The organism is Aureimonas sp. AU22, assembly GCF_001463745.1.
In the GTDB taxonomy this organism is placed as follows: Bacteria; Pseudomonadota; Alphaproteobacteria; order Rhizobiales; family Rhizobiaceae; genus Aureimonas.
This window is the reverse complement of the sequence record NZ_BBWJ01000015.1, coordinates 16,925-30,673: the sequence shown is the minus strand read 5'-3', so window position 1 is coordinate 30,673 and position 13,749 is coordinate 16,925. Positions and strand designations below refer to the sequence as shown.

Annotated in this window: 17 protein-coding genes; 13 read left to right on the top strand and 4 right to left on the bottom strand. The window is 67.2% G+C overall.

The window, feature by feature from the left end; genetic code table 11:
- Window positions 1–5: 5 nt before the first annotated feature.
- On the bottom strand, window positions 6–368 hold the full coding sequence (locus AUL34_RS06280; protein WP_061932336.1) for a gamma-butyrobetaine hydroxylase-like domain-containing protein: 363 nt from the start codon (window positions 366–368) through the stop codon (window positions 6–8).
- Window positions 369–473: 105 nt separating this feature from the next.
- Here AUL34_RS06280 and moaA point away from each other — a divergent pair, with 105 nt between their 5' ends.
- From moaA to AUL34_RS06240, 8 genes are all read left to right on the top strand, one after another.
- A complete protein-coding gene (gene moaA, locus AUL34_RS06275; protein WP_061932335.1) occupies window positions 474–1,511 on the top strand; it encodes a GTP 3',8-cyclase MoaA in 1,038 nt (345 codons plus the stop codon).
- A gap of 76 nt (window positions 1,512–1,587) precedes the next feature.
- Window positions 1,588–1,833: a YMGG-like glycine zipper-containing protein gene (locus AUL34_RS06270; protein ID WP_061932333.1), complete on the top strand. Its 246-nt coding sequence runs from the start codon at window positions 1,588–1,590 to the stop codon at window positions 1,831–1,833.
- Window positions 1,834–1,977: 144 nt separating this feature from the next.
- Window positions 1,978–2,883: a DMT family transporter gene (locus AUL34_RS06265; protein ID WP_244492463.1), complete on the top strand. Its 906-nt coding sequence runs from the start codon at window positions 1,978–1,980 to the stop codon at window positions 2,881–2,883.
- Window positions 2,880–3,530, top strand: coding sequence for a molybdenum cofactor guanylyltransferase (locus AUL34_RS06260; RefSeq protein ID WP_156420815.1), 651 nt, complete (start codon window positions 2,880–2,882; stop codon window positions 3,528–3,530). Before AUL34_RS06265 ends, AUL34_RS06260 begins: the two co-directional genes overlap by 4 nt.
- Before the next feature lie 106 nt (window positions 3,531–3,636).
- Entirely contained in the window at window positions 3,637–4,434 is a 798-nt protein-coding gene (locus tag AUL34_RS06255) for an ABC transporter substrate-binding protein (RefSeq protein WP_061932329.1), read from the top strand.
- Window positions 4,435–4,524: 90 nt separating this feature from the next.
- A complete protein-coding gene (locus AUL34_RS06250; RefSeq protein ID WP_061932327.1) occupies window positions 4,525–5,232 on the top strand; it encodes an ABC transporter permease in 708 nt (235 codons plus the stop codon).
- 2 nt (window positions 5,233–5,234) lie between these two features.
- Window positions 5,235–6,026 carry an ABC transporter permease gene (locus AUL34_RS06245; RefSeq protein ID WP_061932325.1) on the top strand — a complete coding sequence of 264 codons (792 nt, stop codon included), beginning with the start codon at window positions 5,235–5,237 and terminating at the stop codon, window positions 6,024–6,026.
- Window positions 6,027–6,184: 158 nt separating this feature from the next.
- On the top strand, window positions 6,185–7,051 hold the full coding sequence (locus AUL34_RS06240) for an NAD(P)-dependent oxidoreductase (protein ID WP_061932323.1): 867 nt from the start codon (window positions 6,185–6,187) through the stop codon (window positions 7,049–7,051).
- 22 nt (window positions 7,052–7,073) lie between these two features.
- On the opposite strand, the gene AUL34_RS06235 is transcribed toward AUL34_RS06240, so the two are convergent.
- The gene (locus AUL34_RS06235; RefSeq protein ID WP_061932370.1) at window positions 7,074–7,559 is read right to left on the bottom strand and encodes an Lrp/AsnC family transcriptional regulator; all 486 of its coding nucleotides are present in this window, start codon (window positions 7,557–7,559) and stop codon (window positions 7,074–7,076) included.
- Between the two features lie 159 nt (window positions 7,560–7,718).
- On the opposite strand from AUL34_RS06235, the gene AUL34_RS06230 reads away from it, so the two are divergent.
- From AUL34_RS06230 to AUL34_RS06220, 3 genes are all read left to right on the top strand, one after another.
- On the top strand, window positions 7,719–9,227 hold the full coding sequence (locus tag AUL34_RS06230) for a HAMP domain-containing sensor histidine kinase (RefSeq protein ID WP_082653189.1): 1,509 nt from the start codon (window positions 7,719–7,721) through the stop codon (window positions 9,225–9,227).
- Between the two features lie 73 nt (window positions 9,228–9,300).
- Complete coding sequence (locus AUL34_RS06225) at window positions 9,301–9,498, top strand: DUF1289 domain-containing protein (RefSeq protein ID WP_061932321.1); 198 nt, start codon at window positions 9,301–9,303, stop codon at window positions 9,496–9,498.
- A 1-nt stretch (window position 9,499) separates the two neighbouring features.
- The gene (locus AUL34_RS06220) at window positions 9,500–10,201 is read left to right on the top strand and encodes a TIGR02281 family clan AA aspartic protease (RefSeq protein ID WP_061932319.1); all 702 of its coding nucleotides are present in this window, start codon (window positions 9,500–9,502) and stop codon (window positions 10,199–10,201) included.
- A 7-nt stretch (window positions 10,202–10,208) separates the two neighbouring features.
- Here AUL34_RS06220 and AUL34_RS06215 read toward each other — a convergent pair whose 3' ends face one another.
- Together AUL34_RS06215 and dusA are read right to left on the bottom strand one after the other, a co-directional pair.
- Window positions 10,209–11,024, bottom strand: a complete 816-nt coding sequence (locus tag AUL34_RS06215) for a sulfite exporter TauE/SafE family protein (RefSeq protein WP_061932316.1) — start codon at window positions 11,022–11,024, stop codon at window positions 10,209–10,211.
- 20 nt (window positions 11,025–11,044) lie between these two features.
- Complete coding sequence (gene dusA / locus AUL34_RS06210; protein WP_061932314.1) at window positions 11,045–12,043, bottom strand: tRNA dihydrouridine(20/20a) synthase DusA; 999 nt, start codon at window positions 12,041–12,043, stop codon at window positions 11,045–11,047.
- Between the two features lie 127 nt (window positions 12,044–12,170).
- Here dusA and AUL34_RS06205 point away from each other — a divergent pair, with 127 nt between their 5' ends.
- Both AUL34_RS06205 and AUL34_RS06200 read left to right on the top strand, forming a co-directional pair.
- The gene (locus AUL34_RS06205) at window positions 12,171–12,452 is read left to right on the top strand and encodes an acyl carrier protein (protein WP_061932312.1); all 282 of its coding nucleotides are present in this window, start codon (window positions 12,171–12,173) and stop codon (window positions 12,450–12,452) included.
- Window positions 12,453–12,529: 77 nt separating this feature from the next.
- On the top strand, window positions 12,530–13,735 hold the full coding sequence (locus tag AUL34_RS06200; RefSeq protein ID WP_061932310.1) for a beta-ketoacyl-ACP synthase: 1,206 nt from the start codon (window positions 12,530–12,532) through the stop codon (window positions 13,733–13,735).
- The last annotated feature ends 14 nt before the right edge of the window (window positions 13,736–13,749 follow it).

The window sequence follows — 13,749 nt, the reverse complement described above, 5'->3', positions numbered from 1 at the left end:
TCGCCTCAGCGGCTCAGCCCCTTCGCCTCGAGATCGGCCAGATGCGCGTTCCAGAGCGTGTCGCGCTCGGTGCCCAGCCGGTCGAGATAAGGCCACGTGTAGAGGCCGGAATCATGACCGTCGTCGAAGACGATGCGAACGGCGTAGTGGCCGATCGGGCGCACGTCCGAGATCGCGACCTCTCGCTTGCCGGCAACCGTCACCCGCTGCTCCGGCGAGTGCCCCTGGACCTCGGCGGAGGGCGAGAGGACCCGCAACATTTCCGCGGTCAACTCGTGGCTCGTCCCGTCGGCGTAGCGAAGGGTCAAGCGTCGCCGATCGCGCGAGACGGCGAGTTGTTCGGGCGCGGAACGTGCCTCTCCGGTCATACGAAACGGTCCTTCTCGGGGGGCCTCGGGTTGACCCCATGCACCCCCGAAGCCACATTCGCAAGGCAAGGCAACGAGAAGGGGGCGGAATTTCCGCCCGGCGACATGCTCGACATCCCCACCGTTCAACGTACCGCGCCTCCCAAGGCGGGGCTGGTCGACCCGTTCGGCCGCCACGTCACATACCTGCGCGTCTCGGTGACGGACCGCTGCGACTTTCGCTGCGTCTACTGCATGGCCGAGGACATGCAGTTCCTGCCCAAGCGCGATCTCCTGTCGCTGGAGGAGCTCGACCGCGTGTCCAGCGCCTTCATCGACCGTGGCGTGCGCCGCCTGCGGCTGACGGGCGGCGAGCCGCTGGTGCGGCGCAACCTGATGCAGCTCGTGCGGCGCCTGTCGCGTCATCTCGAAAGTGGGGCACTCCAGGAACTGACGCTGACCACGAACGGCTCGCAGCTCCAGCGCTTCGCTTCCGAACTTGCGGACTGCGGCGTGCGCCGGATCAACGTCTCGCTCGACACGATCGACCCGGATCGCTTCCGTCGCATCACGCGGCGCGGCGAGTTCGGCGCCGTCATGGACGGCATCCGCGCGGCGCAGGCGGCCGGCATCCGCATCAAGCTCAACGCCGTTGCGCTGAAAGGCGTCAACGAGGACGAACTGTCGGAGATGGTGCGCTGGGCCCATGGCCAGGACATGGACCTGACCTTGATCGAAACCATGCCGCTCGGCGAAGTCGACGAGGACAGGACCGACCGCTACCTGCCGCTCAGCGTGGTGCGCGAACGCCTGTCGCAGGAGTTTACGCTGACCGACCTGCCCGAGCGCACCGGCGGCCCCGCACGTTACGTGTCGGTCGGCGAAACCGGCGGCAAGCTCGGTTTCATCACGCCGATGACGCATAACTTCTGCGAGGGCTGCAATCGCGTCCGCCTCACCTGTACGGGCACCCTCTTCATGTGCCTCGGCCAGGAGGATGCCGCCGACCTGCGTTCCGTCATGCGCTCCAGCGAAAGCGACGAGGCGCTGCAGCGCGCCATCCACGCGGCCATCGCACGCAAGCCGAAGGGACACGATTTCGTCATCGATCGATCCACCAGCCGTCCCAGCGTTTCCCGGCATATGAGCGTGACCGGCGGTTGAGCGTTCAGCCGGGAACCGAATTGGGTCGTCCTGCATTCTGGCCGCAGTAACCCTTTGTAGAAGGCTGGAGGAAGACATGACGTCCACCTGGAAGACCGCACTGGTGCTTGGAGCCGCGGCCCTGACGACCGCGGGCTGCACGACGACGGAGCGCACGGTTGGTGGCGCGGTCGTGGGCGGCGCCGGTGGCGCTGTCATCGGCAATGCCATCGGTGGTTCGGGTGGCGCGGTGATCGGCGGCCTGGCGGGCGGCACGGCCGGCGCCCTCGTCGGTCGCGACATGGGTCGCCAGCGCGACCGCGATCGCTACTACCGCTACTGAACCTTCGGTTCGCTGCATTTCGGAAGGCCTCGGAGCACATCGCCCCGGGGCTTTCTTTCGTTCGCTGCATCAGCGCCGAACGGTCTCGCCAAGCTTCGGGCGATACGATACGTCCCACTGACGAATACCCCCGGTCGACGCATCGTGCCCCTTCCCCCCTTCCGCTTCGCGGCGCTCGGCGCCAACGTGCAGGCCAGCGTCCTCATGACGCTGTCGATGGCGACCTTCGCCACCAACGACATGCTGACCAAGTTCGCCACGCATTCGATCGAACCGGTCCAGATCATGGCCGTTCGCGGGGTAATGGCCTCCGCCCTCCTCTTCGCCTTCGCCAAGTGGCGGCGGTCGCCTCTGTCCTTCGCCGTCCTACGCGAACCCGCGGTGCTGGTGCGCGCCGTCGCGGACATCTGCACGACGCTCTGCTACCTCAACGCATTGCGGCAACTGCCGCTCGCCAACACCTCGGCGATCTTTCAGGCGCTGCCGCTGACCATCACGCTCGGTGCGTTCCTGTTCCTTGGCGAACGCGTCGGCTGGCGTCGTTGGACCGCGATCTCGGTCGGTTTCATAGGCGTGCTTGTGATCCTGGCTCCCGGGCCGGAGGGCTTCAACGCCTACGGCCTCTGGGTCCTCGCCTCCGTCGTCTTCGCAGCCATGCGCGACCTTGCCACCCGCAAGATGCCGCCGAGCCTGTCTTCGGCGCAGATCGCCCTCGTCACCTCCGTGGCCGTGATGCTGACCGGCTTCGCATGGCTACCGTTTGCCGGCTGGCGACCGATGTCGGGCTCGGTCTGGATCGTGCTCACCGTCGCGTCGGTGACGCTCGCCTCCGGATATGCCCTGATCGTTGCGGCGGTTCGCACCGGAGACATGAGCTTCGTGGCGCCCTTCCGCTACACGATCCTCCTGTTCTCCATCCTTCTCGGTATCGCCGCCTTCGACGAGCGTCCGTCGCTCCGCGAGACCCTCGGCTCGTTGATCGTGGTCGCGAGCGGCCTCTATACGCTCCACCGCGAGACGCGAGGCCGACCGGCGAGGAGCGCGGCTTGACGCCGGTACAACGGCAACCGCTCGGTTTGATCCTCGCGGGCGGGCGCTCGTCGCGCATGGGTCTCGACCGACCGAAGCCCCTGCTCGACGTCGGCGGTCGAAGCATGGTGCACCGGGTCGCGGATCGCCTTCGCCCCTTCGTCGACCGTCTTGTCGTCGCGACCGACCGGCCCGAACTCTACGCCGAGCTTGGCGCCGACCTCGTGTTTGACGAGGTGCCGGGATATGCCGGTCCGCTCGCCGGGCTGCAGGCGGGGGCGCTCCACGCTCTGGCATCCGACGATGGGTGCATCGGCGTCGTCAGTGCACCCGCCGATACCCCGTTCCTGCCTCACGACCTCGTGCCGCGCCTCCTGGCCGGAGCAGGAGCGGACGACGTGCGGGTCGTGTCCCTTGCGGGACGGCTTCACCCGGTCTGCGCCTTCTGGCCCACATCGGCGCTCACCCGGCTCGCGACGCTGCGCCTCGATGCCGACCGTGCCCCATCGCTACGTTCGGTCCTGCGCGAGCTTGGTTTCGCTGCCGTTCCCTTCCCGTCCACCGACCTCGCGCCCGGCGGCGATCCGTTCTTCAACGTGAACACGCCCATCGACCTCGAGACGGCGCGGAGCTTCGCGGTTTCTCGGGGACGGCGCGGGTATCGGTGAACCGATGGGTTGCCAAAATTGACGGAAACGGCAACATCGCCTTTCCGGCAAGCATGCCTATCTCGCAGGCAAATGCACCTCAGTCTTGGCAGGACAGCGCAATCGCATGATCTCGATCCAGAACCTCCTCGCGGCCGCGGCCCTGGCCGCCCTCGTCTCCAGCCCCGCCACCGCGCAGGAAAGCGACGCGAACAAGACCTGGACGGAAGTCCGCATCGGCACGGAAGGCGCCTATCCTCCGTTCAACTACACCGATGCCTCGGGCCAGCTTCTCGGCTTTGACATCGACATCGCCAAGGCGCTCTGCGCGCAGATGAAGGTGACCTGCACGTTCGTCACGTCCGACTGGGACGGCATCATTCCGGCGCTGCAGAACGACCGCTTCGACGCCATCGTGGCCTCCATGTCGATCACGCCGGAACGCGCTGAACAGGTGCTCTTCACCAACAAGTACTACAACACGCCCGGCGCCGTGGCCGTGCCCAAGGACTCGACCATCGCCGATACGAGCGCCGCGTCGCTGGCTGGCAAGTCGGTTGGCGCACAGGGCTCGACGACCCACGCCAAGGCCGCCGAGATCATGTTCCCGGAGTCCGACGTCAAGGTCTATCCGACGGCCGAGGAATACAAGCTCGACATCGAGAACGGTCGTCTCGATGCCGTCACCGACGACGTTCTCGTTCTGACGCAATGGCTGGAAAGCCCGGCCGGCGCCTGCTGCAAGCTGCTCGGCACGCTTCCCGTCGACGAGGCGGTTTACGGTCCCGGCCTCGGCATCGCGCTTCGCAAGGGCGACGAGAAGCTGAAGGCGATGTTCGACGACGCGATCGTGGCGATCCGCAAGGACGGCACCTACAAGGCGATCAACGACAAGTACTTCAAGTTCGACGTTTACGGCGAATAAGGCCGTAGCCTAGAAAGCGGCGGCAGGCGCGGACATGATCGTCCGTACCTGCCGCTTGGGTTTGCAGCGTCGGCGGGTCGCGATCGACAGATGGATTACATTGCGCTTCTCGCCTACGGCGATACCGGCTGGGGCGACGAGATCGCCCACGGCGCGCTCGTCACCGTATCGCTGGCGCTCGCGACATTGCCGTTCGGCCTCGTGCTCGGCCTGGCCTTGGCGCTCGCAAAGCGCGGCGAGGACCCGGCCCTCAGCCGGGCGGCCGACATCTACACGACGATCTTCCGCGGCCTGCCCGAACTCCTGACCCTCTTCCTCGTCTATTACGGCGGCCAGAACCTCCTCAACGCCGCGACGGTCGCCCTCGGCCTCGGACAGTGGACGCTGTCGAGCTTCGTCTCCGGCATGGTGGCGCTCGGCCTCGTCTTCGCCGCCTATTCCTCGGAAGTCTTCCTGTCGGCTTTCCGTGCCATTCCCCACGGTCAGTGGGAGGGCGCGCGCGCGCTCGGGCTTTCGCACAGACGGATCCTCGGGCTCGTCATCTTGCCCCAGCTCCTGCGCATCAGCCTGCCGGGCCTCTCCAACGTGTGGCTGAACCTCCTGAAGGATACGGCACTCGTCTCGGTGATCGGTCTCGCCGACATCATGCGCGAGACCGGGGTGGCGGCGCGCGTGACGCGCGAGCCGTTCCTGTTCTTCGGGCTCGCCTGCGCCCTCTATCTCGTGCTGACGCTGATCTCCTCGGTCGGCCTTCGGCGGATCGAACTCTGGACCAAGCGCGGCGAGGTGGTGCGGTGAGCATGGCGCCTCCTCCCGCCGTTCGACGTCGCCCAGGCCCCCTCGGCATCCTCATGCTTGGGCTTTGGGCGGCCGCGGGCGTCGCGCTCGCGGTGTATCTCGTCGAGGTATGGAACCCGCAGCTCGTCGCGACCTACGGTCCTGCCTACCTGCGAGGCCTGTGGACGACACTTTCGCTCGTCGTCATCTCCTACGCGATGGGTGCCCTTCTTTCGGTGCCGGTTGCCGCGGGGCGTATGTCCCGGCAGCCTCTCGCGCGCGGCGCCGCGTTCTCCTACGTGTCGTTCTTCCGCGGCACGCCGCTGATCGCGCAGATCTTCCTGATCTACTACGGTTTTGGAACGTTTCGAACCGGGTTCGAGGCGGTCGGCCTCTGGTGGTTCTTCCGCGATGCCTGGTACTGCGCGATCTTCGCGTTGTCCCTCAACACCGCCGCCTATCAGGCTGAGATCCTTCGCGGTGCGATCGAGAGCGTCGGCAAGGGACAATGGGAAGGCGCGCGCGCCCTCGCCCTCCCGCGATCCGTGACCATCCGGCGCGTGGTGGCGCCGCAAGCGATGATCGTGGCGCTTCGGCCGTACGCCAACGAATTCATCCTGATGGTGAAGGCGTCCGCGCTGGTCGCCATCATCAGCGTGTTCGACCTTTTCGGCGAAACGCGCCGGGCCTTCTCACGCAGCTTCGACTTCCAGACATATGTCTGGGCGGCGATCTTCTATCTCGTGCTGGTGGAAATCGTACGCCGCCTGACCAACCTCGCCGAGCGCCGGCTGACCCGGCATCTGACGCGGTAGCCAGATCGCCCCCCGTCGTCCCGAAGCCGATGTCATGGGCGTCAGTCGGGGGACAACCTTCCGGAAGAAGCCTAACGTCGCGCGAGCGAATCGCTCGGCCGGCGTCATTGCCAGCTGGCGAACGGTATCGACCCATCGGGCAGCGGAAGGACCAGGGAATGGTTGCAGCGAGTTTCATCGGCCTCGGCGTCATGGGGTTTCCGATGGCGGGTCATCTCGCCGCCAAGGGACATGAGGTCACGGTCTACAACCGTAATTCGGCCCAGGCGCAGGCCTGGACCGAAGCGCATCGCGGACGCGCGGCCCCGACGCCGCGCGAGGCGGCCGCCGGCGCCGACATCGTGTTTCTATGCGTGGGCAACGACGACGACGTTCGCTCGGTGGTCTACGGCGACGACGGCGCGATGGCCGGGATGAAGCAGCGCGCGATTCTGGTCGATCACACCACGGCCTCGGCCGAACTCGCACGCGAATTGGACGAGGCCCTGAAGGCCAGAGGCCTCAGGTTTCTGGACGCGCCGGTCTCCGGCGGACAGGCGGGCGCTGAGAACGGCGTCCTCACCGTGATGGTAGGAGGAGAAGCCGACACGTTCGAGACGGCACGCCCGACGATCGAGGCCTATTCGCGGATGATCGGACTGATGGGGCCGGCCGGCTCCGGCCAACTCGCCAAGATGATGAACCAGATCTGCATTGCCGGGCTCGTGGAGGGTCTGTCGGAGGCCATCCATTTCGGCCAGAAGGCCGGTCTCGATATCCGCAAGGTGGTGGACGTCATCTCGAAGGGTGCCGCCGGCTCCTGGCAGATGGAGAACCGCCACGAGACGATGGACGAGGGGCGCTACGACTTCGGCTTCGCCGTGGAGTGGATGCGCAAGGATCTCGGCATCTGCCTCAGCGAAGCCCGGCGCAACGGCGCGTCCCTGCCCGGCACGGCGCTCGTCGACCAGTTCTATGCCGAGATCGAGGCAATGGGCGGCAAGCGATGGGACACGTCCTCGCTCCTGGCGCGCCTCAACCGCTGAACCGATGAGGCGGTGGGAGAGCTCAGCTCTCCCGCTGGTCCTTGTCGAGCATGAGATAGTCGAGCGGCAGCTCGGTCGTGTACTTGATCTGCTCCATGGCGAACGCCGAAGAGACGTCGCGGATCTCGATCTTCGCGATCAGCCGTTTGTAGAACGAATCGTAGGCCGCAATGTCGGGCACGACCACCCGCAGGAGATAGTCGACGTCCCCGCTCATGCGGTAGAACTCGATCACCTCTGGGAATTCCTGCACGACCTCGGAGAAGCGGCGAAGCCATTCCACCGAATGCGATCCTGTGCGCACGGACACGAAGACCGTGACGCGGGCATTGACCTTGACCGGATCGAGCACGGCGACGCGCCGCACGATGACGCCTTCCTCCTCCAGCTTCTGGATGCGCCGCCAGCAAGGCGTGGTCGAGAGGCCGACGCGCTTGGCGACGTCGGCCACCGCCAGCGTCGAGTCCTCCTGAAGAAGCCGCAGGATCTTTTTGTCGAGTCTGTCCAAGTCGAACCCCTTCCCGGCGAACCCAGCGTGCCGGCGGCCCCTCGCCACCGTCCGTTCGCGCATCCGCGATCTTTCGCGTTTTCTTAAGCCAATTCTTTAAGTTTTCCGCAACAGGATGCTGCCGAACGACCGCATGCAACCCTTGTCCGAACCATATCCATGTCGCTTGCCGCCCCGCCATCCATGGAGAAGACGGCCCTGCCCCGTGGCGGGGCGTCCGGTCACCGCGTGGAACTGGCCCGCACGCTCCGGCGCACGCGCGACCGACTGACATCGGCGGATGGCATGCCGCCGCGAATCGAGCTCGAGCTCCTGCGGCAGCACGTGCCGCAGTTCTCCGCCGGCCTGCCTGTCCTAGCTGTGCTCGTCGGCGCGTCGGGCGCCTTGTTCGCCCTTGCCGACATCGCGATCCTCACGGCCTGGATCGGGCTGAACCTCGTCATGGCGCTGCCGCTGCTGCTGGTTCTTCGAGCCTTCGAGAAGGCGGCCCCGTCCATGGTGACGGCCTTCGCGTGGCGGCGTCGTTTCCAACTGGGCCACCTCGCCATGGGACTGCCCTGGGCGGTGCTGATGCTCTGGCCGGCCTGCGACGCCTGTGGTTTCGCCGCCCTGGATGCGGTTCGCCTCGCCGTGGTCGCATCTGCGATCGCGACCGTGGCGCTGATCGGCGCGAGCCTCAAGGCCGTCGTACCCTGGACCTTCGCTCCCCTGGTCCTGGCGACCGGCTATCTCGCGCTGAGCGTCGACGATCCTTCGAGCCTCGCCCTCCACGTCGTTCTTCTGTCGTCCGTGCCCTTCTTCGCCGTCGTGGCCGGCAGGCTTCGCGCCTCCAAGACGGATCGCGTCCGCCATCGCACCGAGCGCGACCAGTTCACTTTCGAGATCGAGGCCGCGCGCATCGCTTCGGACCAGGCCCGGCAGCGCGCGGAGGAGGCCAACCTCGCCAAGTCACAGTTCCTGGCGACGATGAGCCACGAGTTGCGCACGCCGCTCAATGCGATCCTCGGCTTTTCGGAAGTGATCAGCGAGCAGATCCTTGGGCCGGTCGGCAACGACACCTACCGCGAATATGCGCGCGACATCCACAATTCCGGACAGCACCTTCTGGATCTCATCAACGAGATTCTCGACCTGTCGCGGATCGAGGCGGGACGCTACACGCTCAACGAGGAGGCGGTTAGCCTCGTCGCCATCGCGAAGGCGGCCATCGGCTTCGTCCAGATGAAGGCCGATGCGAAGCAGATCGAGATCCGCTGGGAGTTCGAGCCGGATCTTCCGCAGCTCTGGGGCGACCCGCGTTCGCTGCGGCAGGTGATCCTGAACCTCCTGTCCAACGCGGTGAAGTTCACGCCGGCCAAGGGCACCATCCTGGTGCGCGTCGGCTGGACTGCGGGCGGCGGACAATATGTCTCGGTACGCGACAACGGGCCCGGCATCCCGAAGGAGGAGATGCCGCTCGTGCTGTCCTCCTTCGGCCAAGGCGCGAACGCCATCAAGAGCGCGGAACAGGGCACCGGCCTCGGTCTACCCATCGTGCAGGCGCTGGTGAGCCTTCACAACGGATCGTTCGAACTGAACTCGACCCCCGGCCGGGGAACGGAGGCGCTTGCGACCTTCCCACACGCCCGCGTGCTCGAGGTGATGCCGGCGCTCGCGGACTTCTCCTGAGGGACACCGGACACGAACACGACACGGCGAGGCGACGTTGCCGGTCGGGCAGCGAAACCATATCTCTCGATCCATGATCGCATCTCCCGTCGCCCTCGCCTCCCCTTGCGTGCGCATCTGCAGTCTCGATGCGGCCGGCAGCCTTTGCGTCGGCTGCGGACGGACGATCGAGGAGATCGCGAACTGGTCCGCCCTGTCCGACGACGCGCGCTCCACGATCATCGGCGAGCTTGCGGACCGGCTCCGCCTGCGGGCGCCGGAGGCGATTTGACATGCGCTCCGGCACGACGCTCGTCGTCCTTCTCGCCGTCATCGGCGTCGCGCTTCTCGCGCTGACATGGGGCGGCGGCGAGGTTCTGGGTCTCGACGACGACGCCTTCGCTTCGCTGGTCTACATGGGTCTGTGGACGACGCTGCTCGGCTCCGGCCTGCTTGTGGCCTTCCGCGGTCGTTGGGGCGAGGCGGCCAAGGGCGCGGCCATCTGGATCGCAGCCTTCGCCGTGCTCATCGCCGCTTATGCGTTCGGGCCCGAAATCCGATCGGTCGGCGACCGGATGATGGCGGTTCTTCTTCCCGGCCGGGCGGTCAGCGTCGGCGGCCCGGACGGACAGGTGATGGTAGCGCGCGGCGACGGCAGTCACTTCGCTCTGGATGCCGAGGTGAACGGTGAACGGGTACATTTCCTCGTCGACACGGGCGCGAGCCTCATCGCGCTCGATCGCGACACGGCGGCTGCGATCGGCATCGACCTCGCCGCCCTGCGTTACACCGCGCGCATCCGCACGGCCAACGGCGATACCGTCGCAGCGCCCGTCATGCTGGACAGGGTCCGCGTCGGCAGCATCGAGCGCCGCCGGGTGCCGGCCGTCGTCACGCAGGGCGACGGGATCGGGGTCAACCTCCTCGGCATGAGCTTCCTCGGAACCCTGTCGTCGCTGGACTTCCGGGGCGACCGCCTCGTCCTGTCGGACTGACGCGGTCTCAGAGTGCGCTTGCGATGAAGCGCACCGAGACGGTGAGAAGGAAAAGGCCGAAGCCGATCTCCAGCTGCCGCCTGGTGAGGCGATGCGCGAGCGTCGCGCCGAGCTTCACCGTGGGCATGGACAGGGGAATCAGGATCGCCAGCGCCGCGAGGCTCACGTTGCCGAGGCTGAACGGCGGCAGGTCGGGACGGCCCCAGCCGCCGACGACGAACGGGACGACGCCGGGAACGGCGATGAGGACGCCGACCCCGGCCGAGGTCGCGACCGCCTGATGCATCGTGCGCCCATAGAGCGTCATGAACGTGTTGTTGAGGACACCCCCGCCGATGCCCATGATGGCGGACAGCCCGCCGATCACGAGCCCGGCAACCGTGCGCCCTACCCGCCCCGGCAGATCGCGGCCCAGCAGGAACGGGAGCTTCCCGATCAGCATCCGCAAGCCGAGAACGAGCGCGATCGCCGCGAAGATCGCCTCCAGCACATCGGACGGCAGAAGGTTGGCGACGGCGCCGCCGAGCATCGCGCCGAGCGGCACGGTCACGATCCACTGCCTGAGGAGAACCGTGTCGACGGCACCTTTCGCCAGATGCGCGCGCAACGAGCGGATGGAGGTCGGAATGATCAGGGCGAGCGATGTTCCGATCGCGATCTGCATCCGCGTCTCGGCGGCGACGTCCAGCGTCGTGAGGACCTGAAACAGCACGGGCACCGTGACGGCGCCGCCGCCGATGCCGAGCAACCCCGCCAGGAACCCAGACAACAATGCGCCCGCCGCCAGCAGCGCGACGAGGGTCCCGACCTCGGCCCAGTCCATGCTCCGGCTTTTCCTTTGGCTCAGGCCGCGGCTTCGGCAGGCGAATCGAAGCGGACCTCTGCGAAGGCCTCGCGGATGAGCTCCGGCCCCGCGTCGGGGCGCACCGCGCGTTCCGACAGGAGCTGACGCCAGCGCCGCGCGCCCGGCAAGCCCGTGAACAAGCCGATCATGTGGCGTGTGACGTTGGAAAGGCGCCCGCCCCCCGCCATGTGACGCTCGGCATAGGCCGTCATGTCGTCGATCAGCGCGGCAAGGTCGACCTCCTCGCGCGCGTCGCCGTGAATGCGAGCGCCGACATGCGCGAGCTGCGACGGATTCTGATAGGCGCCGCGGCCCATCATTACGCCGTCGAAATGGACGAGTTGCTCCGCCGCTGCCTCGACGGTCGCAAGCCCGCCGTTCAACCCGACGAACATGTCCGGCAAGCGCGCCTTCAGGCGGTGAACCCGATCGTAGTCGAGCGGCGGGATCTCCCGGTTCTCCTTGGGACTCAGCCCCTGCAGCCAGGCCTTGCGCGCGTGGACCCAGATGGCCGAGACGCCGGCATCGACGGCGGCATTCGCCAGCGCGTCGAGCGCCGGTTCGGGATCCTGCTCGTCCACGCCGATCCGGCACTTCACCGTGACCGGCACCGAGACCGCCTCGCGCATCGCGGCAAGGCAGCGGCCGACGAGCGCCGGGTCGCGCATCAGGCAAGCGCCGAACGCGCCCGACTGCACCCGGTCCGAAGGGCAGCCGACGTTGAGGTTGATCTCGTCGTAGCCGAACCCCTCGCCGACCCGCGCGGCCTCGGCGAGCTTGTGCGGCTCCGATCCGCCGATCTGCAGCGCCAGCGGATACTCGGCCGGATCGAACCCGAGAAGCCGCTCGCGATCGCCGTGCAGGATCGCGTCCGCCACCACCATCTCGGTGTAGAGGAGCGCGCGCGGGGCGAGCCGGCGGTGCAGGAACCGGCAATGCCGGTCGGTCCAGTCGATCATGGGCGCGACCGCGAAGCGGATCGGAAGGTAAGGGCGCATCGGGTCCGGGTCGTTGTTCGGCAAGCGATGGGGAAACGGGCAGCGGGCGGCGTCGCTTTGCAAACGCTGGAGGATTGCCTATAGGTTCGCCGCACGAACGATCCGACAGATTTACGAGGAAGATCCCTTGTCTTCAACCTTCGACCGGGTCGCCGACATCATCGCCGAGACGAGCGAGATCGACCGCGACCAGATCACCCCCGAGAGCCACACGATCGATGATCTCGGCATCGATTCGCTCGACTTCCTCGACATCGTCTTCGCGATCGACAAGGAATTCGGGATCAAGATCCCGCTGGAGAAGTGGACGCAGCGGGTCAACGAGGGCGAGGCCTCGACGGAGGAGTACTTCGTCATGAAGAACCTCTGCGCCAGGATCGACGAGCTGCGCGCCGCCAAGGCCGTCTGACGGCCGGGCTGCTTCGACCGACCATTCCCGACGCGGGTGCCCGGCGCGCCCGCGCTTCCCTTTCGACGGAAACGACGATGGATCAACCCGCGCGCGACGTGCTGATCACCGGTGTCGGTCTCGTGTCCTCGCTCGGCGAAGGCGTCGAAACCCATCTCGCGCGCCTCGGCGCGGCGGACGGTTTCCAGCCGGCGATCGAGGGCGTCGAGCCCACCGGCCATTCCATCCATCCGCTTCCCCAGATCGACTGGTCGCTGCAGATCCCCAAGAAGGGCGACCAGCGGCAGATGGAGACCTGGCAGAAGCTCGGCGTCTATGCCGCGGGCCTTGCTCTCGCCGATGCCGAGGTCGCGCCCGACGAGGCGACGCGCGCGAAGGTGGACATGATCGTGGCAGCGGGCGGCGGCGAGCGTGATCCGGAGGTGGACGGGCTTGTGATGGCCCGCGCGCGCGGCCTGAACGATCCGCTGCCTCTGATGAACGAGCTCCTGTCGAGCGAGCTTCGCCCGACGCTCTTTCTCGCGCAGCTTTCCAACCTGATGGCGGGCAACATCTCCATCGTCCACAAGGTGACGGGCTCGTCGCGCACCTTCATGGGCGAGGAAAGCGCCGGCATCTCGGCCGTTCAGGTCGCGTCGGCGCGCATCCGTGCCGGTCAGAGCCGCATCTGCCTCGTCGGTGGCGCCTTCTCGGCCGACCGGAAGGACCTTCTCGTCAACTACGAACTCGGCGGCTTCCTGCTCGGCGGCGAATGGCGTCCCGTTCCGGCGCGCGGCGGAGACGAGGCCGGCTTCGTGCCCGGCAGCGTCGGTGCGTTTCTCGTGCTGGAAGACGCCGAACATGCGGCCGAACGCGGCGCGACGGCCTATGGCCGTCTGCGGTTCGTCGCCGGCGACCGGGGCCCGCGATCCGAGGGCCGTCTTGCCGATCGTCTCGCCCGTCTCCTCGACGAGAGCGGAGCCGGGGACGAGAACCTCCTCGTCCTGTCCGGGGCCAGCGGCCTGCAGCCCGAGACCACGGCGGAAACCGAACTCCTCGGCGCCCGCTTCCCCCACGCCGCGCTGCGCACCTATGGCAGTGCGGTCGGCCATGCGATGGAAGCGCAGTTCCCGATCGGCGTGGCGCTGGCGGCGATCCATCTGTCGGCCGGGCGCTTGCCCGCTCCGGCTGCGGGCGGCGAAGAGCGGCCCGCCGATTTCGCCCCCGCCCAGGCGTTGGTGACGAGTGTCGGCCATGTGCGGGGCGAAGGCGTCGCCCTGGTGGAAGCCATCGAGCCGCGCTGAGGCATGAGGATCGG